This window comes from Pseudomonas sp. MPB23, assembly GCF_046605395.1.
Taxonomy (GTDB): Bacteria; Pseudomonadota; Gammaproteobacteria; order Pseudomonadales; family Pseudomonadaceae; genus Aquipseudomonas.
On the sequence record NZ_CP176771.1, the window covers coordinates 5,259,226 to 5,279,765 of the forward strand.

General features: G+C 61.3%; 20 protein-coding genes and 1 pseudogene. 12 read left to right on the forward strand and 9 right to left on the reverse strand.

Annotated features, from left to right (window positions below):
* Positions 1 to 74 precede the first annotated feature (74 nt).
* From ACLH0J_RS23630 to ACLH0J_RS23650, 5 genes are all read left to right on the forward strand, one after another.
* A complete protein-coding gene (locus tag ACLH0J_RS23630; RefSeq protein WP_411389278.1) occupies positions 75 to 1,697 on the forward strand; it encodes an MFS transporter in 1,623 nt (540 codons plus the stop codon).
* Positions 1,698 to 1,919: 222 nt separating this feature from the next.
* Entirely contained in the window at positions 1,920 to 3,869 is a 1,950-nt protein-coding gene (locus ACLH0J_RS23635) for a DNA topoisomerase III (RefSeq protein WP_411389279.1), read from the forward strand.
* A 130-nt stretch (positions 3,870 to 3,999) separates the two neighbouring features.
* Positions 4,000 to 4,440 carry a CBS domain-containing protein gene (locus ACLH0J_RS23640; protein WP_411389280.1) on the forward strand — a complete coding sequence of 147 codons (441 nt, stop codon included), beginning with the start codon at positions 4,000 to 4,002 and terminating at the stop codon, positions 4,438 to 4,440.
* An 8-nt stretch (positions 4,441 to 4,448) separates the two neighbouring features.
* Entirely contained in the window at positions 4,449 to 5,294 is an 846-nt protein-coding gene (locus ACLH0J_RS23645) for an NAD-dependent protein deacetylase (RefSeq protein ID WP_411389281.1), read from the forward strand.
* Positions 5,295 to 5,763: 469 nt separating this feature from the next.
* Entirely contained in the window at positions 5,764 to 6,093 is a 330-nt protein-coding gene (locus tag ACLH0J_RS23650; protein WP_010566042.1) for a hypothetical protein, read from the forward strand.
* A 61-nt stretch (positions 6,094 to 6,154) separates the two neighbouring features.
* On the opposite strand, the gene ACLH0J_RS23655 is transcribed toward ACLH0J_RS23650, so the two are convergent.
* Entirely contained in the window at positions 6,155 to 7,057 is a 903-nt protein-coding gene (locus ACLH0J_RS23655; RefSeq protein ID WP_411389282.1) for a LysR substrate-binding domain-containing protein, read from the reverse strand.
* 133 nt (positions 7,058 to 7,190) lie between these two features.
* Between ACLH0J_RS23655 and ACLH0J_RS23660 the strand changes: the two genes are divergently transcribed.
* From ACLH0J_RS23660 to ACLH0J_RS23670, 3 genes are read left to right on the forward strand one after another with little or no spacing between them, the layout of a single operon-like run.
* A complete protein-coding gene (locus tag ACLH0J_RS23660) occupies positions 7,191 to 7,889 on the forward strand; it encodes a CoA transferase subunit A (RefSeq protein WP_010566044.1) in 699 nt (232 codons plus the stop codon).
* Between the two features lie 36 nt (positions 7,890 to 7,925).
* A complete protein-coding gene (locus ACLH0J_RS23665; protein ID WP_411389283.1) occupies positions 7,926 to 8,585 on the forward strand; it encodes a CoA transferase subunit B in 660 nt (219 codons plus the stop codon).
* Positions 8,586 to 8,596: 11 nt separating this feature from the next.
* Entirely contained in the window at positions 8,597 to 9,778 is a 1,182-nt protein-coding gene (locus ACLH0J_RS23670) for an acetyl-CoA C-acetyltransferase (protein ID WP_411389284.1), read from the forward strand.
* A gap of 229 nt (positions 9,779 to 10,007) precedes the next feature.
* On the opposite strand, the gene ACLH0J_RS23675 is transcribed toward ACLH0J_RS23670, so the two are convergent.
* A complete protein-coding gene (locus ACLH0J_RS23675; protein ID WP_411389285.1) occupies positions 10,008 to 11,093 on the reverse strand; it encodes a DUF1615 domain-containing protein in 1,086 nt (361 codons plus the stop codon).
* A gap of 68 nt (positions 11,094 to 11,161) precedes the next feature.
* On the opposite strand from ACLH0J_RS23675, the pseudogene ACLH0J_RS23680 reads away from it, so the two are divergent.
* Positions 11,162 to 11,506 (forward strand): annotated as a pseudogene (locus tag ACLH0J_RS23680) (LysE family translocator); the annotation flags it as partial.
* Positions 11,507 to 11,561: 55 nt separating this feature from the next.
* Here the strand turns inward: ACLH0J_RS23680 and hemB are convergent.
* The 3 genes from hemB to ACLH0J_RS23695 form a co-directional block, all read right to left on the reverse strand.
* Complete coding sequence (gene hemB / locus ACLH0J_RS23685) at positions 11,562 to 12,536, reverse strand: porphobilinogen synthase (protein WP_411389286.1); 975 nt, start codon at positions 12,534 to 12,536, stop codon at positions 11,562 to 11,564.
* A 116-nt stretch (positions 12,537 to 12,652) separates the two neighbouring features.
* Positions 12,653 to 13,495, reverse strand: a complete 843-nt coding sequence (locus ACLH0J_RS23690) for a PhzF family phenazine biosynthesis protein (protein ID WP_411389287.1) — start codon at positions 13,493 to 13,495, stop codon at positions 12,653 to 12,655.
* Positions 13,496 to 13,498: 3 nt separating this feature from the next.
* Complete coding sequence (locus tag ACLH0J_RS23695) at positions 13,499 to 14,197, reverse strand: glutathione S-transferase N-terminal domain-containing protein (RefSeq protein ID WP_411389288.1); 699 nt, start codon at positions 14,195 to 14,197, stop codon at positions 13,499 to 13,501.
* 250 nt (positions 14,198 to 14,447) lie between these two features.
* Between ACLH0J_RS23695 and ACLH0J_RS23700 the strand changes: the two genes are divergently transcribed.
* Complete coding sequence (locus tag ACLH0J_RS23700) at positions 14,448 to 15,149, forward strand: histidine phosphatase family protein (protein WP_411389289.1); 702 nt, start codon at positions 14,448 to 14,450, stop codon at positions 15,147 to 15,149.
* 44 nt (positions 15,150 to 15,193) lie between these two features.
* Positions 15,194 to 16,249, forward strand: a complete 1,056-nt coding sequence (locus ACLH0J_RS23705) for a permease (RefSeq protein WP_411389290.1) — start codon at positions 15,194 to 15,196, stop codon at positions 16,247 to 16,249.
* Here the strand turns inward: ACLH0J_RS23705 and mnmH are convergent.
* The 4 genes from mnmH to ACLH0J_RS23725 all read right to left on the reverse strand — a co-directional run bounded on the left by mnmH (position 16,239) and on the right by ACLH0J_RS23725 (position 19,500).
* Positions 16,239 to 17,342 carry a tRNA 2-selenouridine(34) synthase MnmH gene (gene mnmH / locus ACLH0J_RS23710; RefSeq protein ID WP_411389291.1) on the reverse strand — a complete coding sequence of 368 codons (1,104 nt, stop codon included), beginning with the start codon at positions 17,340 to 17,342 and terminating at the stop codon, positions 16,239 to 16,241. The two genes, ACLH0J_RS23705 and mnmH, sit on opposite strands and share 11 nt — an antisense overlap.
* Positions 17,342 to 18,376 carry a selenide, water dikinase SelD gene (gene selD / locus ACLH0J_RS23715; protein ID WP_411389292.1) on the reverse strand — a complete coding sequence of 345 codons (1,035 nt, stop codon included), beginning with the start codon at positions 18,374 to 18,376 and terminating at the stop codon, positions 17,342 to 17,344. Before selD ends, mnmH begins: the two co-directional genes overlap by 1 nt.
* A gap of 94 nt (positions 18,377 to 18,470) precedes the next feature.
* Positions 18,471 to 19,220 carry a TerC family protein gene (locus ACLH0J_RS23720; RefSeq protein ID WP_411389293.1) on the reverse strand — a complete coding sequence of 250 codons (750 nt, stop codon included), beginning with the start codon at positions 19,218 to 19,220 and terminating at the stop codon, positions 18,471 to 18,473.
* 28 nt (positions 19,221 to 19,248) lie between these two features.
* Complete coding sequence (locus tag ACLH0J_RS23725; protein WP_411389294.1) at positions 19,249 to 19,500, reverse strand: hypothetical protein; 252 nt, start codon at positions 19,498 to 19,500, stop codon at positions 19,249 to 19,251.
* A 134-nt stretch (positions 19,501 to 19,634) separates the two neighbouring features.
* Between ACLH0J_RS23725 and nhaR the strand changes: the two genes are divergently transcribed.
* Positions 19,635 to 20,537, forward strand: a complete 903-nt coding sequence (gene nhaR / locus ACLH0J_RS23730) for a transcriptional activator NhaR (protein ID WP_411389295.1) — start codon at positions 19,635 to 19,637, stop codon at positions 20,535 to 20,537.
* Positions 20,538 to 20,540: the final 3 nt, after the last annotated feature.

The window sequence follows — 20,540 nt, forward strand, 5'->3', positions numbered from 1 at the left end:
AATTGAGAAATAGCGGCGCCGAGGTTGGCGCCGACAGTGGAACAACAATAAATAATCACTGTGAGGGATACCCGATGTCAGAACATGCTCAAACCCTGGGCTCGCCGGTCAGCGCGAGCACCGCTAGCGAATCGAGAAAAGTCATCTTCGCCTCGTCCCTGGGGACGGTCTTCGAGTGGTATGACTTCTTCCTCTACGGCGCCCTGGCGGCGGTGATCAGCAAGCAGTTCTTTGCCGGGGTCAACGACACCACGGCGTTCATCTTTGCCTTGATGGCCTTTGCCGCCGGCTTTGTGGTGCGCCCGTTCGGTGCGCTGGTGTTCGGCCGCCTGGGCGACATGATCGGGCGTAAGTACACCTTTCTGGTGACCATCATCCTGATGGGCGTGGCGACCTTCTGCGTCGGCCTGCTGCCCACCTACGCCAGCATCGGCATCGCCGCGCCGATCATCCTGATCGTGCTGCGCATGCTGCAAGGCCTGGCGCTGGGCGGTGAGTACGGCGGCGCAGCCACCTATGTGGCCGAGCATGCGCCACCGGGCAAACGCGGCTTGAACACCAGCTGGATTCAATCCACCGCCACCCTCGGCCTGCTGCTGTCGCTGCTGGTGGTGCTGGCCTGCCGTTACTTCACCGGCGATCAGTTCGAAGTCTGGGGCTGGCGCATTCCGTTCCTGTTTTCCATCGTGCTGTTGGGGATTTCCACCTGGATTCGCATGAGCCTGCATGAGTCGCCGGCGTTCCTCAAAATGAAAGAGGAAGGCAAGGCCAGCAAGGCGCCGATCCGTGAGTCGTTCGGCAAATGGGAAAACCTCAAGGTGGTGCTGATCGCGCTGTTCAGCATCAACGGCGGGCAAGCAGTGACCTTCTACGCGGCGCAGTTCTATGTGCTGTTCTTCCTCACGCAGTTCCTGAAAATGGACCCGGCCCTGGCCAATATGCTGCTGATCATCAGCGTGGTGATCGGCGCACCGTTCTTTGTTTTCTTTGGCTGGCTGTCGGACAAGGTCGGGCGTAAACCGGTGCTGATGCTCGGCCTGTTGCTGGCCACCGTGCTGTACTTCCCGATCTTCAAGGGCCTGGCGCACTACACCAACCCGGCAATGGACCAGGCCAGTCACCAGGCGCCAATCACCGTGCTGGCCGACCCGGCCACCTGCACCTTCCAGTTCGACCCGGTGGGCAAGGCGCGGTTTGACAGCCCCTGCGACAAGGTCAAGACCTTCCTGGTCAAGCAAGGCCTGCCCTACAGCAGCGCCGCCGCCCCTGCCGGCAGCCCGGTGCAGGTGAGCGTGGGTGATGTGCGCATCGATGGCTTCGATGAGTCGGCCCTGCGCGCCGCCGTGACCCTGGCCGGCTACCCGTCTTCGGCGGATGTGGCGCAGGTCAACAAGGTGATGGTGGTGGTGCTGATCGTCGTGCTGATCCTGATTGCAGCGATGTGCTACGGGCCGCTGGCGGCGTTGATGGTAGAACTGTTCCCGACGCGTATCCGCTACACCTCGATGTCCCTGCCCTACCACATCGGCAACGGCTGGTTCGGCGGGTTCCTGCCGACCGTGTCGTTTGCCCTGGTGGTGTACACCGGCGATATCTTCTATGGCTTGTGGTACCCGGTGGTGGTGACCGGCGTGAGCTTGATCGTCGGGTTGTTCTGCCTCAAGGAAACGCGACACGTGGATATCGACAATAACTGAGGCCTGCACCCTGTAAAAGCGAGCTCGCTCGCGAAAAACGTCAACGATAACGCGCACTTCCAGGTCAAACGCGTTGTTCTCAGGTTTTTCGCCAGCAAGCTCGCATCAGCCATCCTGCGTTACTCACACAAATTGCTGTATATCCATCCATATAAAGGTTGATCAATTCCCCTCTTTTGCCCATGCTGCTTCCCATTCAATGGTGTAACGAATGGGCTGAGCATGCGGCTGTACCTCTGTGAAAAACCCTCCCAAGCCAAGGATATCGCGGCCGTACTCGGCGCCAATCGCCGCGGCGACGGGTGCTGGCTCGGCAATGGGGTCACCGTCACCTGGTGCATCGGCCACCTGCTGGAAACCGCCCCGCCCGATGCCTACGATGCCAAGTACAAACGCTGGGTGCTGGCCGACCTGCCGATCGTCCCGGACACCTGGAAGATGCGCGTCAAACCCAAGACCGCCAGCCAATTCAAGGCGGTCAAGCGTCTGCTGGGGGAAGCCCAGGAGCTGGTGATCGCCACCGACGCCGACCGTGAGGGCGAGATGATTGCCCGCGAGTTGGTGGAGCATTGCCGCTATCGCGGGCCGATCCAGCGTTTATGGCTGTCGGCGCTGGACGATGCCTCCATTCGCAAGGCCCTGGCGGCGCTCAAGCCGGGTGCCGACACCTTCAGCCTGTACCACTCGGCCCTGGGCCGCTCCCGCGCCGACTGGCTGATCGGCATGAACATGAGCCGCCTGTTTACCCTGCTGGGGCGTCAATCCGGCTACCAGGGCGTCTTGCCCGTGGGCCGGGTGCAAACGCCGACCTTGCGCCTGGTGGTGGACCGCGACCGCAGCATCGCCGACTTCGTGCCGGTGGCGTACTGGGCCATCGATGTCGACCTGCGCCACGAACGCATGACCTTCACCGCCCAATGGCGCGCGGCCGAAGACGCCTGTGACGATCAAGGCCGCTGCCTCAACCCGCAACTGGCACGGGAGGCGGCCGAGGCCATGGGCAACGCCGCCAGCGCGAGGCTGGTCAAGCTGCGCACCGAACGCATGCGCGAGGTGGCGCCGCTGCCGTTCGACCTCGGTACCCTGCAGGAAATCTGCTCCAAGAAGCTCGGCCTGGGCGCCCAGGAAACCCTGGATATCGCCCAATCCCTCTATGAAACCCACAAGGTCATCACCTACCCACGCAGCGACTGCGGCTACTTGCCACTGAGCCAGCACAGCGAGGCGCCAAAAATCCTCGCCGCCCTGGCCCGTGCGGACGCGGCGGTGAACGAGCTGATGCCGCATATCGACCCCCAGCGCCGCTCGCGGGCCTGGAACGACGCCAAAGTCAGCGCTCACCACGGCATCATTCCCACCGGAGCCGGCAAGGACCTGGCGCAACTCACCGGCAAGCACCGAGCGGTGTACACGCTGATTCGCGCGCGTTACCTGGCGCAATTTCTGCCCAATCATGAATACGATCGCACCCAGGCGGATTTAGACTGCGCGGGCTTTGCATTGCGCGCGGTGGGCAAAGTGGTGATCGAACCGGGCTGGAAACGCGCCTTGCCCGAAGCCCTGGCGCCGGCCAAAGGCCGTGAAGCACCGGCACCACAAGCCTTGCCGGCACTGGCGCAGGGCCAGGATTATGCGGTGGCCAAGGTCCACCTCAAGGACCTGTGGACCCAGCCGCCCAAGCCCTTTACCGAAGGCGACCTGATCAAAGCGATGAAAAACGTCGCCAAGCTGGTGGAAGACCCGCTGCTCAAGCAGAAGCTCAAGGACACCACCGGCATCGGTACCGAAGCCACCCGCGCCGGGATTATCCAGGGGCTGCTGGACCGCGGTTACCTGGTCAAACACGGCAAGGCACTGGCGGCCACACCGGCGGCATTCAGCCTGATCGACGCGGTGCCCCGGGCCATCGCCGACCCCGGCACCACCGCGATCTGGGAACAGGCGCTGGACATGGTGCAAAGCGGTGAGATGAGCCTGGAAGAATTTGTCGCCAAACAAGCAGCCTGGATGAGCAAGCAGGTGGCGCGCTGCAACGGCATGCGCATGACCATCACCGGTCCGGCCAGCCCGACGGGTGTTGGTGCCGCACCGTGGAAAAAGAAACGCAAGGCCGCACCCCGCAAGACAGCAGCGATTCCCAAACAGGCAAAAAAGTCGCCAAAAGCCGGGTGAAAGGCAAAAAAAACGGTGAATGACGTTTTTTGACGGGGTTAACGCCGCTTTGGACCTTGCTACGGCGTCGGCTGTCTAGGATTCTGTAGGGGCTTGCTGACTTCCTAACAACAACACCGGAGTGGCCGACATGAAAACCGTTGCAGAAGTTCTCAAAGCCAAGGACCTGAAAAACCAGGAAGTCCATACCATTGAATGGGATCACACCGTATTCGAAGCACTGGTGGTGATGTCATCGAAAAACGTCGGGGCCCTGCCGGTCGTCAAGCAGGGTGAGGTGGTTGGCATCATCAGCGAGCGTGATTACGCACGCAAGCTGATACTCAAAGGCCTTTCTTCCGTTACCACCAAAGTCCACGAGGTCATGAGCTCTCCAGTCATAACGGTCGATGCCCACAAGACGGTCGAAGCCTGCATGAACATCATGACCGACAGCCACCTGCGCCACTTGCCGGTGGTCGTCGACGGAAAACTGCTGGGCCTGCTCTCCATCGGTGACCTGGTCAAGGAAGCCATTGCCGAACAGGCGAACTTGATCAAGCAACTGGAGCAATACATCCGCGGCGAATAGGGGCCTCCATGCTCGACACCCAGGAACATCAACAGGATCACCTCGATACTCTGCACCACGCCATGGCCGAACGGCGCTTTCTGGTGTTGACCGGTGCAGGTATCAGCACGTCCTCGGGCATTCCCGACTATCGCGACAGCGAAGGCGTCCGCCGGGGCAAGGCGCCGATGATGTACCAGGAGTTCCTCGCCACCGCGCAGGCACGGCGCCGTTATTGGGCTAGGGCAATGCTGGGGTGGCCGCGTGTACATATCGCCCAACCCAACAACGCACACCGGGCGCTGGCGACCTTGCAACAACGCCAGCGCATCACCGGCCTGATTACCCAAAACGTCGACACACTGCATGATCAGGCCGGCAGCCATGGAGTGATCGAATTGCACGGCAGCCTGCACCGGGTGCTGTGCCTGGATTGCCACCTGCACAGCGCGCGGGACGTAATCCAGCGGCAGATGGAAATCGACAACCCGCACATGGCGCACGTCCATGCGGTGCAGGCGCCTGATGGCGACACCTTGCTCGACACCGCGTTTGAAGAGCACTTCCAGGTCCCCTGCTGCCCCCACTGCAACGGCGAGCGGCTGAAACCCGACGTGGTGTTTTTTGGCGAGAACGTGGCGCCGGCAACCGCGGCCAGGGCGATGGCTGCCGTGGAGCATGCCCAAGGATTGCTGGTGGTGGGGTCGTCGCTGATGGCTTATTCGGCGTTTCGCCTGTGCAAAGCGATGGTGGAACAGGGCAAGCCGGTCATTGCCATCAACCTGGGCAAGACCCGGGGAGATGAGCTGCTGCAGACCAAGATCGAAGCCTCGTGCGAGCGGTTGTTACCCTTGCTGGTCGAACGGCTGCAATAGACCGTGCGCACCATCAACGCCAAAGGTGACGCCCGAGTCACGTTCACGCCCATTCTCCCGCCCCCACAACAAATTATGTAGTGATCTAAAAAAATCACTACATAAGCGTTGACGTAACCCTTTTGTCCTTGCATGATCTAGACGTCTCCCGGATCGGGAGCGTTGGTAACAAGCGTTTTGAAAGAGCTCGTCTGACCGCCGAGCTGTTTTTTCCGGATGTGCACTGCCCACAAGGCAGATTGATGAAGCTGACCGAGCCGAAAGGCCCGGTACAAGAAGCTCAAATGCTGCTTGTCTTCGTTATGAAACCATTGCGTAGCAGTTCATCAGCAAAACTACATGCATCAGGTTCAAGACCCTGCCCGTATTCGGCAGACCGTCACTGACGCCCGGTTTTCGTAACCGGAGACAACTAAGCAGTTTTAACGGAATCAACTGATAGATCGCCAACTGGTCAAGGGGCTTACACATGAATCTGAACAACCAACCAACTATCGAACAATTGGCTGAGATGTTCGCAGCGCAGAAAGACACACTCGACGACCATATCCTGTGGATTGGCAAATCGGGCAAAGTCCAAATTGACTGCCTGGCGCCCCACACCGAAGAAGCCGAGTTCGACCGCAACAACCGTGAACTGGCCGCACGCCTGAAGGTGTACCGCCGTGGTCAGGGTTATGTCGGGAAGAAGGCTGCGGCCGATCGCAACTTTATCCAGCAAGTGTTCGATACACTTAACCATGCTTGGGAATCTTTCAAAGATAACTCGCAAGTTAAAGTCATCGACCGCTACTACTAAGTAAGTACAACACCTAGGGGAGTTGGCATATCGCCAACTCCCCTACTTGTTTGTAGCCTGTTCAGAAAGTTGGAAACCTGCCCTTCCCCGCCTCCTCCCGAAAAATATCAAACAACACCTGCGCCGCCGCCGACAGTTCATGGCCTGGTTTGGTCAAGACGCCAATCGGTCGCTCGATCACCGGACGAGTCAAGGTGATGCAATGAGCTCCCGCCTCTTCCATCTGCCGCGCACACAATGCAGGTACGGCGCTGACGCCCAACCCGCTGGCGACCATCTTGCCCACTGTAGCCAACTGATGGCTTTCCAACGCTACGGGCAACTTCATCTGCAAGGCGCCCAAGTGTTCTTCCAGCATCACCCGCACCGTAGAGGGCCGCTGCAACGTGATGAACGGGTGCTCCAGCAAGGTTTTCCAGTCGATCTCGGCACATGTGGCCAACGGCGAGTCGCCCGGCACCACGGCAATGAAACGGTCCAGGTACAACGGGGTAAACGCCAGCGATGATCCTTCGGCCGGCTCGAACGCCACCCCCAACTCCACCTGACGGTCGCGCACCATCTCCAACACCTGCTCATTGATCAGGTCATGCACGGTCACATTCACCTGGGGGTAACGCGCGCGGAATATCTTCAGGATCGGCGGCAACAGGTTACCCGCGAACGACGGCATCGCGGCGACCGTTACCCGCCCGCGCTGCAAGGTGAAGCGCTGGCGCAGTTCATCCTCGGCGTTGTCCCAGTCGGCAATCAACCGACGCGCCAGCGGCAACAGGGACTCACCTTCAGGGGTCAAGGCGACATTGCGTGTATTGCGGCTGAACAAACGCCCGCCCAACCCTTCTTCCAGGCCCTTGATGGTCAGGCTCAGTGCCGATTGGGAGAGGTGCAGACGCTCGCAGGCGGCAGCAAAACTCAGGCTCTGGGCCACGGCCAGAAAGGCACGCATCTGTTTGACTGTCATGAGGCTGCTCCAGAAGCGCGGTTGACTATGCTGTTTTTTAAATCAATCGACCTTAAAAAACAACTTAACAAATCAATCCGTCGGCGCAACACTCCGGGCATTGGCTGACCCACATACAATAAAAGAGGTGCATATGGCAGGTTTCGATAAACGCGTGGCGTCCTATGAAGAAGCCCTTGCAGGCCTGGAAGATGGCATGACCGTACTCGCTGGCGGCTTTGGCCTGTGCGGCATCCCGGAAAACCTCATCGCCGAGATCAAGCGCAAAGGCACCCGCGACCTGACAGTGGTTTCCAATAACTGCGGCGTCGACGGTTTTGGCCTGGGCGTGCTGCTGGAAGAAAAGCAGATCCGCAAAGTGATCGCGTCCTATGTGGGCGAAAACGCCCTGTTCGAGAAGCAACTGCTCAGCGGCGAAATCGAAGTGGTGCTCACCCCCCAAGGCACCCTGGCGGAAAAAATGCGCGCCGGCGGCGCCGGTATCCCGGCCTTCTTCACCGCCACCGGCGTCGGCACCCCGGTCGCCGAAGGCAAGGAAACCCGCGAGTTCAACGGTCGTCCGTACCTGATGGAAGAATCCATCACCGGCGACTTCGCCATCGTCAAAGGCTGGAAAGCCGACCACTTCGGCAATGTCATCTACCGCCACACCGCCCAGAACTTCAACCCGCTGGCCGCCACCGCCGGCAAGATCACCGTGGTCGAAGTCGAGGAAATCGTCGAACCGGGCGAGCTGGAACCGTCGCAGATCCACACCCCTGGCATCTACGTCGACCGGATCATCTGCGGCACCTTCGAGAAGCGCATCGAACAGCGCACCGTCCGCAAATAATCCCTCCAGCCCGAAGAGAATAAGAGGAACAGCACAATGGCTCTCACCCGCGAACAAATGGCTCAACGCGTCGCCCGCGAAATGCAGGACGGTTTCTACGTCAACCTCGGCATCGGCATTCCGACCCTGGTGGCCAATTACATCCCCGAAGGCATGGAAGTGATGCTGCAATCGGAAAACGGCCTGCTGGGCATGGGGCCGTTTCCTACCGAAGACACCATCGATGCCGACATGATCAACGCCGGCAAACAAACGGTGACCGCGCGCATCGGTGCCTCGATCTTCTCCTCCGCCGAGTCCTTCGCAATGATTCGCGGCGGCCATGTCGACCTCACCGTGCTCGGCGCGTTTGAAGTGGACGTACAGGGCAACATCGCGTCTTGGATGATCCCCGGCAAATTGGTCAAAGGCATGGGCGGCGCCATGGACCTGGTGGCCGGTGCGGAAAATATCATCGTGATCATGACCCACGCGTCCAAGGACGGTGAGTCCAAGTTGCTCAGCCAATGCACCCTGCCGCTGACCGGTGCCCACTGCATCAAACGGGTACTGACGGACCTGGCCTACCTGGAAATCGACAACGGCGCCTTTATCCTAAAGGAGCGTGCCCCTGGGGTCAGTATTGAAGAGATTGTCAGCAAGACAGCCGGTAAACTGATCGTCCCCGACCATGTTCCAGAAATGCACTTCCAGTGAGGACACATTCCATGCAAGACGTTGTGATTGTTGCTGCCACCCGTACCGCCGTAGGCAGCTTTCAAGGATCGCTGGCCAGCATCCCGGCACCGGAGTTGGGCGCTGCCGTGATCCGTCGCCTACTGGAGCAGACCGGCCTCGACCCGGCCCAGGTAGATGAAGTGATCCTCGGCCAGGTACTCACCGCAGGCTCGGGCCAGAACCCGGCGCGCCAGGCAACGATCCTCGCCGGCCTGCCCCATGCCGTACCCGCGATGACGTTGAACAAGGTCTGCGGCTCGGGCCTCAAGGCCCTGCATCTGGGCGCCCAGGCCATCCGCTGTGGCGATGCCGACGTGGTCATCGCCGGCGGGATGGAGAACATGAGCCTGGCTCCCTACGTATTGCCTGGCGCGCGTACCGGCTTGCGCATGGGCCACGCCAAGATGATCGACAGCATGATCACCGACGGTCTGTGGGATGCCTTCAACGACTACCACATGGGCATCACTGCCGAAAACCTGGTGGACAAGTACGGCATCAGCCGTGAAGCCCAGGACGCCTTCGCCGCCGCGTCCCAGCAAAAAGCCATCGCTGCCATCGAAGCCGGGCGCTTTGCGGATGAAATCACACCGATCCTGATCCCGCAGCGCAAAGGTGACCCGGTGGCCTTCGCCGTGGATGAACAGCCACGTGCCGGCACCACCGCCGAGTCGTTGGCCAAACTCAAACCCGCGTTCAAGAAAGACGGCAGCGTCACCGCCGGCAACGCGTCCAGCCTCAACGACGGCGCCGCCGCTGTGCTGCTGATGAGTGCCGACAAGGCCAAGGCCCTCGGCCTGCCCGTGCTGGCGCGTATCGCCAGCTACGCCAATGCTGGCGTCGACCCGGCCATCATGGGCATCGGCCCGGTCTCGGCCACCCGTCGCTGCCTGGACAAAGCCGGTTGGAGCGTGGGCGACCTGGACCTGGTCGAAGCCAACGAAGCCTTTGCCGCGCAATCCCTCGCGGTGGCCAAGGAGCTGGAATGGGACACCGACAAGGTCAACGTCAACGGCGGCGCAATTGCCATTGGCCACCCGATCGGCGCGTCAGGCTGCCGCATACTGGTGACCTTGCTGCATGAAATGATCAAGCGCGACGCCAAGAAAGGCCTGGCGACGTTGTGCATCGGTGGCGGCCAAGGCGTCGCCCTCGCCCTCGAGCGCAACTGATTATGCAGGCGCGCGCTTGCTGATAACGCCGCTTGCCTGGTAGTGCGCGGCGTCTGTCGGTTCTTCGCGAGCAAGCTCGCGCCTACAAAAAAGCGGTAGCGCGTCATACAGAAAAGGCCCGGCTCCACGAAAAGCCTGGCCTTTTCTCTCCCCTCACTCCCGCCCCTGCGGCACTGCAAACACCGCACTTGCCCGCGCTACCACCGGTCTCTGCAGCACCAATCCCCAGCTAGCGTTTCATACAGCGTTGATAGCGCTCATCCACGCGTTTGGCGAACCACGCCGTGGTGAGGTTGCGGGTGATCTTCGGGCTCTTGAGCACAATGCCCGGCAGGATCGCCCGGGGCATTGGCTTGCCGGCGGCTTTGTCGGCCAGGGCGAACACGCGCGTGTAGAGAGGGGTGTCCTCAAAATCCAACTGTTCACCCTGCTCCAACTGGCTGCGGATGCTGGGGTTGCGCATATCCAGCTTCGCGCCCAATGAGCGCACCGCCAATTCGGTGGTGCCGGGCAGCAGTGAACCATAGCGAATCAAATCCCCATCCAGCGCCAGGTCGGTGCCCGAGACGCGGCTGACGGCCGCCTGGAATGCCGCGTTTCGGCTGGCGTACCAACCGGCATTGAAGTCGGCAAAGCGGTACAGCGGCTGGTCGTAGTTCACCGGGTAACCGAGCAGATGGGCGATGCCGAAGTACAGGCCGCCGCGCCGAGTGAAGACTTCACGACGAATCGTGCCATCGACCGTGTAGGGATACCCCCGCGCCTGTTTCTGCGCAAAGTCGATGCTCACCTGCATGGGACCGGCGGTGTGCACCGGGTTGAAGCCGCCAAACAGCGTGTTCCCCAAAGGCACCATGCTGATGAAGTCATCGAAAATTCCGCTGAGGTCCTTCTCCGTGCGTGCAGCACTCAAGCGATCAGCGTAGGACTTGCCGGTGGGCGAGCGTAGCTGCAAGGCGCTGCGCACCACAAAGGCCGGCACATGGACCTTGCCGGCACGGCGCAGGATTTCGTCCTGGGCGATCTTGCCCATGTTGGGTACGGGGGGGTCGACTTGATAGGTGGATTCTTGCTCGGTGACCGCCAGCACGGCGCAGATATTCTCGGTGCTGGGGTAGATCTTCTGGGTGTCGAAGGCGGTGTAGATGTCCTGAGCCCAACCATTGCGGTCCGCCACCGTCGTCGGCAGCAGCCGCACGATCTGCGCTTTCACCTCGGCTTCGCTGCGCTCCGGTTGCTGCGGGTTGCGGGTAGTGGAACAGCCGGCCAACACCAGCAAAGTCGTGAGGCATAGGATCAGGCGGCTTGGGTACATGAGGCTTCCTTGGATAACGACGGGCCAGGCATTGCCGATATTGACAGGTAAGTCTAACCAGGGTTCGCCGGGCGGCCTTCGCCATGAACGACGCGCCGACGCTAGCCACCGCGCATAGCCTGATGATCCGCGGTTTTCTGCTGAATATTCTCAACCCCAAGCTGACCATTTTCTTCCTGGCCTTCCTGCCTCAGTTCGTCATGCCCGGCGGTACGGCGCCGGCCCTGCAGATGCTGGTGCTGAGCGGCGTGTTCATGGCGATGACGTTCGCGGTGTTTGTGGTGTATGGCCTGCTGGCCAATGTGTTTCGCCGCGCGGTGATCGAGTCACCGCGGGTACAGAACTGGCTGCGGCGCAGTTTTGCGGCGGCCTTTGCGGGGTTGGGGTTGAACCTGGCGCTCGCACAGCGCTGACAAATGCTGCAATCCACTGCGGGGACGGGCTTGCCCGCCCCACAGGTTGGGCGCTTCAGATCCCTGCCAGCGCCAGGTCCATGGCGAAGTAAGTGAAGATCAGGTCCGCACCGGCTCGCTTGATCGAACCCAGGGTTTCACGCACCACGCGGTCCTCGTCGATCGCTCCAGCCTGGGCGCCGAACTTGATCATCGCGTATTCGCCGCTGACCTGATACGCCGCCACCGGCAGGCGCGAGGCTTCGCGGATGTCGCGGATGATGTCGAGGTAGGCACCGGCCGGCTTGACCATCAGCGCATCCGCGCCTTCCTGTTCGTCCAGCAGCGACTCACGCACGGCTTCGCGGCGGTTCATCGGGTTCATCTGGTAGCTTTTGCGGTCGCCCTTGAGCGCACTGCCACCAGCTTCGCGGAACGGGCCGTAAAGGGCCGAGGCGAATTTGGTGGAGTAGGCCATGATCGGGATATGGGTGAAACCGGCGTCATCCAGGGCGCGGCGAATCGCCTGGACCTGACCGTCCATCGCCGCCGACGGCGCGATCACGTCGGCACCGGCGCGGGCGGCGGCCACGGCTTGCTTGCCGAGGTTGACCAGGGTCGCATCGTTGTCGACATGGGCACCGTGCATCACGCCGCAGTGGCCGTGATCGGTGTATTCACAGAAGCAAGTGTCGGACATCACGACCATTTCCGGCACGGCGTCCTTGATGATCGAGGACATGCGCGACACCAGGCCACGCTCCTTCCAGGTATCGCTGCCGCTGGCGTCCAGGTGGTGGGACACGCCAAACGTCATCACCGACTTGATCCCGGCGCGGGCATAGCGCTCGATCTCGCCGGCCAGCTTTTTCTCAGGGATACGCTTCACACCGGGCATGCTGGTGATTGGTAAAAAGTCGTCGATTTCTTCTTCGACGAAAATCGGCAGCACCAGATCATTGAGGGTGAACTCGGTTTCCTGGAACAAGCCACGCAACTCCGGGGAGCGGCGCAGGCGGCGTGGGCGGGCTTGGGGGAACTGGCTGGTCATGGATTTCCTGGCTAAAGACTGAAAACTGTGGGGCAAAAGCTTATGCCCCTTGGCCCCGGCAGCACAAATGCCGGGAGACCAACAGTGTATTGCGAGGCCCGGAATAATTCATTGATCTAAAGCTGTAGACGCCCTTCGATGCACGCCGCGACCGCCCCGCCGACCCAGATTTCATCGCCCTGGCGCTCGATACGGATACGCCCCGCGCGGCCCATGGCCGTGCCCTGGCTGACCACATAGCGCTCGGGCGCCAGCCCCTGGCTCAGTAACCATTGTGCAACGCCCGCGTTCAAGCTGCCGGTGGCCGGGTCTTCCTGGGCGCCATCGCCTGCGACAAAGGCACGCACCTCGAATTGCGCGTCGACATCGTCGCGGGCGGGGTCACAGGGGGCGATCACGCCGACGGCCAGCCCCATCAACTGCGAATAGTCCGGCTGTAAGGCCAGCACTTGATTGCGATCAGCCAACATCACCGCCAACCAATCGGCACCGTTATCGACCCACTGGCTGCGCACAATCGCCCCAGGCGCCAGGCCCAGCCCCAAGCGCACACGCTCCAGCAACGGCGCTTCCACCGCGCCTGAACGCAACAACGGCGGCGCAATAAACGCCAGCTCATCGCCTTGGCGACGGACACGCACCAGGCCGATTTCGCATTCCTGGATGATCTGCGCGCCCTTCGCCACGCCCCCGGCCTGCAGCCATGCATGACAACTGCCCAGCGTCGGGTGCCCGGCGAAAGGCAGCTCCTTCAAGGTGGTGAAAATTCTTACCCGGTAGTCCGCCCGCGGGTCGCGGGGCGTCAGCAAGAACGTGGTTTCGCTGAGGTTGGTCCACTTGGCAAAGTCAGCCATCTGCTGATCACTGAGGCTGTCTGCCCCCAGTACCACCGCCAGCGGGTTGCCCTTGAGCGGTACGTTGCTGAATACATCCAGTTGTTTGAAATTGAAAGTCGGCATGCGTCAGCTCGGAATATTCAGACCACGGATCACTGCCGGCCGGGCGACAAAGCCATCCAGCGCGCGCAGTACATTGGGGAAGTCAGCGATGCCCACCAGGTCGCCCGACTCGTAGAAGCCGATCAGGTTGCGAATCCAGGGGAAGGTGGCGATGTCGGCGATGCTGTACTCGTCGCCCATGATCCAGGTACGGCCCAGCAGGCGTTTTTCCAGCACCCCGAGCAAGCGCCGGGATTCGGCGGCATAGCGGTCGCGGGGGCGCTTGTCTTCGTAGGCCTTGCCGGCGAATTTATTGAAGAAGCCCAACTGGCCGAACATCGGGCCAATGCCCGCCATCTGGAACATCAGCCATTGAATCGTTTCATAACGTGTCGCCGGATCTTCGGAGAGCAACTGGCTGGTTTTTTCCGCCAGGTAGATCAGGATCGCGCCGGACTCGAACAGCGCCAACGGCTGGCCGCCGGGGCCATCGGGGTCGATGATCGCGGGAATTTTATTGTTGGGGTTCAGGGACAGAAACTCGGGAGACAACTGGTCCTGGGTCTCGAAACTGACCTTGTGTGCCTCGTAAGGCAGGCCCAACTCTTCGAGCATGATCGAGACTTTTACCCCGTTGGGCGTAGGCAGCGAGTACAGTTGCAGGCGCTCCGGATGCTGGGCGGGCCATTTGCTGTTGATCGGGAAGGCGGCGATTGGGTTCATCGGGATGTCCCTTGGCGTAAAGCCCCATGATAGCCATCTGTCCTGAGCCCTGCATGGGTCATCAATGCGCAACATCGGCCGGCTAATATCCCGCATGGGCGAACCAACCAGCCCGTGTGCACTCTTAAGTGCGCACTGACGGTGAATGGAGGCACCTTGCTCTATCGACAGGGAACCCCGCAGAACGCCCTTGGCGTGACTGGGGCCGGGCTTGTCCCCCCTCACTCGAAGCACTGAAGACGCCACACTAATGACAATCAAGCCTCTGTGCCTTGCGCTGTGCCTCAAACGCTATTCCTACATCATTCTGCCGCTATTGCTGGTTGGTGGCGCCATCGGCCTGACCCTGGAGTCACGCTCCAGCAGCGCCGAACCGGCGGACGGCGTGCAAACCCTGGTGTTCCTGCGCCACGGTGAAAAACCCGCCGGCGGCCTGGGCCAGCTCAATTGCCAGGGCCTCAACCGGGCGATGAACCTGGCCACGGTATTGCCGGAAAAATTCGGCAAGGCCAACTTCGTGTTCGCCGCCAACCCGACGCGCAATGTCGAGGAAGGCGAGCTGGACAATTCCTACAGCTACATTCGTCCCCTGATGACGATCAGCCCCAGCGCCATCAAGTTGGGCCTGCCGGTGAACATCAAGTTCTCCGCGAATGACACCAGTGCCCTCGCCGACGAACTGGTCGAGGACAAGTACCACAACGCCACCATCTACACCGCCTGGTCCCACGGCTATCTGCCGGAGCTGATCAACAAGGTCGCCAGCGAGGCGTCGGGCGAAAAGCACACCATCACCGACGACTGGTCCGGCAGCGACTACGACACCCTGTATGTGCTGACGCTGACCTGGCACAACGGCAAGGCCTCGTTGCTGAGCCGCAACTACAAGCAGGGCTTGAACGATGGCGACGAAACCTGCCCTGAACCAACTCAGGTGAGTGCCGAGGGCTGACAGCGTATGATGCGCCGCTACTGACTCATCTGCGGACCCACATCATGCCCAACCTCACTTCCACCCAGCCCGTCCGGGGCTGGTCGTTCTGGTGGAAACCAGCGTTGTTCCTGATAGTCGCCTGCGTCGGCCTCTACTACGTGAAATGGTCGCCGTACTACTTCAAGGCGTTTGTGGCGGCCGATAACCACAGCATCGGCGCGTCGATCCTCAACGATCAACAAAGCTCGCCACTGGCCGCGGCGCTGGCCTATGCCCAAGTGTATTTCCTGGCGATCTGGAAAGCTGCGGTGCTGGCGGTGATCCTCGGCTCGCTGCTGCAAGTGCTGATCCCCCGCGACTGGTTGCTGCGCCTGTTCGGCCGCGCCGGACTGGGCTCGACCCTGCGCGGCGGGCTGTTCGCCTTGCCGGGGATGATGTGCAGTTGCTGTGCGGCGCCGGTGGCGGCGGGCATGCGTCGCCAGCACGTGTCGGTGGGCGCGGCGCTGGCGTTCTGGATCGCCAACCCGGTATTGAACCCGGCGACCCTGGTGTTCATGGGGTTCGTGCTGGGCTGGGGCTTTACCGCGCTGCGGCTGGTGGCGGGGATTGTGCTGGTGGTGGGCGTGTCCCTGGTGGCACAACGCATTGCCCGGCCTGAACAAGTACCGGAAGCAGCATTGGACGCGGTGGCCGAGGCCAGTACCGTCGAATCGCAACCGTTTTTCAGCCGCTGGTTGCGCACCCTGTGGCAACTGTTCTGGAGCACCATCCCGATCTACATCCTGGCGGTGCTGATCCTCGGCGCGGCACGGGTCTGGCTGTTTCCCCATGTGGATGGGGCGATGGCCGACAACCTGATATGGCTGGTGCCGCTGGCGATTGTCGGCACGCTGTTTGTGATTCCGACAGCGGCAGAGATTCCCATCGTACAAACCATGATGACGCTGGGCATGGGCACCGGCCCGGCCGTGGCCCTGCTGATGACCCTGCCCAGCGTCAGCCTGCCGTCGCTGCTGATGCTGCGTAAGGATTTCGACGCGCGGGTGCTGGTGACGGTGGCCGGGTTGACCATGCTGATGGGCGTGGTTTGCGGGTTGATCGGGGCGTTTATCCTCTGATCAGGGCGCGCTCGCGCAGATACGCCATCACGGCGCCCTGCTCTCCCGCAAACTCGATCCGTGCGCCTTTGCTTTCCCGTTGGAAGGCGTACATCGGGTCGTAGTATTCGCGCAAAAGCCCTTCAATCCAGCCGCGATGCACGTCCACCGCGCCGCTGCGCGCCTGTTCCGCCAGGGCCTGCTGCAGAATCGCCTGCAAGCGCTGAAAGCGTTCACCGCCCAGGCGCTTGTGGATATTGGCCAGGCTCTGGGTCAAGCGCTCGGCAAACAACGCCTGGCCCTGCTCGCCAAACACGGCGATGAACTCCGCGCACAGGTCGACGACATAATCGCGCAGGATGCGCTCGACGCGACCTTCGAGACTGTCTTCCAACCACACCATGGGAAAGGTCTGCATGCCCTTGTGCAAGGGCAATGGCAGTGCACAGCTGCCGATCATGCGGCTTTCATCCTCGACCACAAACTGCTCGATGCCCGCCGCGCGCTTTTTCAGCAGGTCCACGGCCAGACGGTTTTCAAAGTCGATGGTGGACGGTTGCGCCGTGGCCCGCTTGCCGAAGCTGGAACCCCGGTGGTTGGCATGACCTTCCAGGTCGAGGGCGTTGCGCAGTTGGCCGAGCACTTCGGTCTTGCCGGTGCCGGTCATGCCGCCCAGCAGCACGAAGTCGCATTGCGCAGTGGCGTGCTCCACGGTGTCCAACAAAAAGGTGCGCATGGCTTTGTAGCCGCCGCCCACCCGGGGGTATTCGATGCCAGCTTCGGTTTTCAGCCATTGCTGCACGATCTGCGAGCGCAGCCCGCCGCGAAAGCAATACAGGTAACCGTCGGGATGGGCCAGGGCAAACCGCGCCCATTGCTCGATGCGCTCGGCCTTGATCGTCCCGGACACCAGTTCATGGCCCAGCACGATGGCGGCTTGCTGGCCCTGCTGCTTGTAGCAGGTGCCGACCCGCTGACGCTCGTCATCGGTCATCAGCGGCAGGTTGATCACGCCCGGAAAGGCGCCCTTGGTGAACTCGACCGGCGCGCGGGTATCCATCATTGGTCGGTCGTTGAGAAAGATGTCGCGGTAATCGGTGATGTCAGTTGCCATCAAAACACCTCTACCGCGTGGGTCTGTCGCTCAACCAGCGCGCCGATGGGCTCGAGGTTCAGGCCCAGTTCACGGGCCACAGCGTGAAATTCGGCGTCGCCTTCGGGGGTTACGGCGATCAGCAGGCCGCCGCTGGTCTGCGGGTCGCACAGTACGCGCTTGTGCAATTCCTGCAGGCGCCCGATTTTGCTCGAATAGCTGTCGAAGTTGCGCAGGGTGCCGCCGGGCATGCAGCCCTGGTCCAAGTAGTCCTCGATCCCAGGCAGACGTGGGACTTTGGTGTACTCGATGCGTGCTGTCACGCCGCTGCCGTCAGCCATTTCCACCAGATGGCCCAACAGGCCGAAACCGGTGACGTCGGTCATTGCCGTCACACCGGTCAATTTGCCGAAACGGCTGCCTGGCTTGTTGAGGGTGCACATCCAGTCACGGGCCAGGCCGATATCCGCCTCGCGCAGCTTGCCCTTCTTTTCGGCGGTGGTGAGGATGCCGATACCCAGGGGCTTGGTCAGGTAGAGGCGGCAGCCGACGGTGGCGGTGTCGTTGCGCTTCATATGGCGCTTTTGCACGATGCCGGTCACGGCGAGGCCGAAGATAGGTTCGGGGGCGTCGATGGAATGACCGCCCGCCAGGGGAATCCCGGCTTCGTCACACACCGAGCGGCCACCACGGATCACTTCGCGGGCAACCTCCGGCGCCAGTACATTTACCGGCCAGCCAAGAATGGCGATGGCCATCAGCGGGTCGCCACCCATGGCGTAGATGTCGCTGATCGCGTTGGTGGCGGCGATGCGGCCGAAGTCGAAGGGGTCATCGACAATCGGCATGAAAAAGTCAGTGGTGGAGACCACGCCGCGCTCGTCATCGATGGCGTAGACCGCCGCGTCGTCCCGGGAGGCGTTGCCCACCCACAGGTTGGGGTCGAGGTTTTGCGCGCCGCTGCCGGCGAGGATCACTTCCAGGACCTGGGGCGAAATCTTGCAGCCGCACCCCGCGCCGTGGCTGTACTGGGTAAGGCGAATCGGCTCGTTCATGGTGGACCTCAAGCTATCAAGTGCAGGGATTCTAACAGACAGCAAAAAGCCGGCTGGACTCTCGCGAGCACAGCCGGCTTTTGGGGTTCAGCGATTACTGACGAGCGGCCAGCAAACGCTTATGCCGGTTACGCCGGGCGATGTTCAGGCACTCGATCGCCGCCGAGAACGCCATGGCCGCATACACGTAGCCTTTTGGCACATGGGCGCCGAAGCCTTCGGCGATCAGGGTCATACCGATCATGATCAGGAAGCCCAGGGCCAGCATCACTACGGTCGGGTTATCGTTGATGAACTTGGCCAGCGGTTCAGCCGCCACCAGCATCACGATGACCGAGGTCACCACGGCGATGATCATGATCGGCAAATGCTCGGTCATGCCCACGGCGGTAATGATGCTGTCGATGGAGAACACCAGGTCGAGCATCAGGATCTGCCCGATGGCCGCGGCAAAGCCGATCGTCACGACATTGCTGGTGCTGGCCTTCTCTTCTGGCTCCGGGTCCATGCTGTGATGGATCTCGGTGGTGGCCTTCCACACCAGGAACAGGCCGCCGGCGATCAGGATCATGTCCTTCCATGAAAACGCCTGGCCGAAGATTTCGAACACCGGCGTGGTCAATTGCACGATGAACGCGATGGTGCTCAACAGACCCAGGCGCAACACCAACGCCATGCTGATACCGATGCGCCGTGCCTTGGCCCGATGCTGCTCGGGCAATTTGTTGGTGAGGATCGAGATAAAGATCAGGTTATCGATGCCCAGCACGATTTCCATGACGATCAAGGTGGCCAGTGCAACCCAGGCGGTGGGGCTGGCGGCCAGTTGTAAGAGGTAGTCCATAGGTCAGTCCTGACGTTGTGCTGGGGAATTAGGCTTCTTTGCTGTTCGATTCAGACTCGTTTTGTTCCTGATCATCCTTTTTCTGTGGACTGATCAGGCCTTGTGTCGCTTCACTCAACGCCTGCTCGGCGGCTTTGTGGGTGTCATCGATCACTTGCCTGGCCGACTCGGTGGCCTTGCCCAACACCTGCTGCGCGCTTTTTTCGACCTGGTCGCAACCACTGATCACCACTAATGAAAGCGCAAGCAGCGATGCCGCGCCCAGGGAATTGAGTTTCATGATGTTTTCCTCGTTAGAACCATTGGGTCCAAATAGTGGCCCCGCGATAGCGAGGCATTCTATGCAGGCGAACAGTTCAGAAAAATTCGTATTTTTCTCGCGTATACTTCGATTTTTACGAAGTGTTGACCCTCATGCTCAATTACCGGCAACTGCATTACTTCTGGGTGGTGGCCAAGACCGGCAGCATCGTGCGCGCCTGTGAGCAATTGAACCTCACGCCCCAGACCATCAGCGGGCAGATCAGCCTGCTGGAGCAGACCTACGGTATTGCGCTGTTTCAACGGGTCGGCCGGCAGCTTGAACTCACCGAGGCCGGGCGCCAGGCCCTGCCCTATGCCGAACAAATGTTCCAGACCGGCAACGAACTGGAGGCGATGCTACGCGCGCAGCCCAACGAGCAGCAGATCCTGTTCCGGGTCGGGGTGGCGGATGTGGTGCCCAAGTCCATCGTCTACCGGCTGATCGCGCCGACCATGGAACTGAGCGAGCCGATCCGCATCACCTGCCGTGAAGACAAACTCGAACGCTTATTGGCCGACCTGGCGATCCAGCGCCTGGACCTGGTGATTTCCGACAGCCCGATGCCCAGCCATCTGGACATCAAAGGCTACAGCCAGAAGCTGGGGGAATGCGGCATCAGCTTTTTCGCCACCCCGGCATTGGCTGACAGGTATGCCGGTGATTTCCCACAATGCCTGCATAGCGCACCACTGTTGATCCCTGGCGCGGAAACCGTGGTGCGCAGCCGCTTGCAGCGCTGGTTCGCCGAGCAGCAGATCCGACCGAAGATCATCGGCGAGTTCGACGACAGCGCCTTGATGCAGGCATTTGGCCAATCCGGCAGCGGCATTTTCATCGCCCCCAGCGTGATCGCCGACGAGGTGGTGCGCCAGTATGGCGTGGTGCTGATTGGCCAGACCCTTGCCGTAACCGAGTCGTTCTATGCGATCTCGGTGGAGCGCAAGGTCAAGCACCCCGGCATCGTGGCGATCACCGAAGGGGCGCGTCGCGAGTTGTTTACAGACCTGCCCTGACGG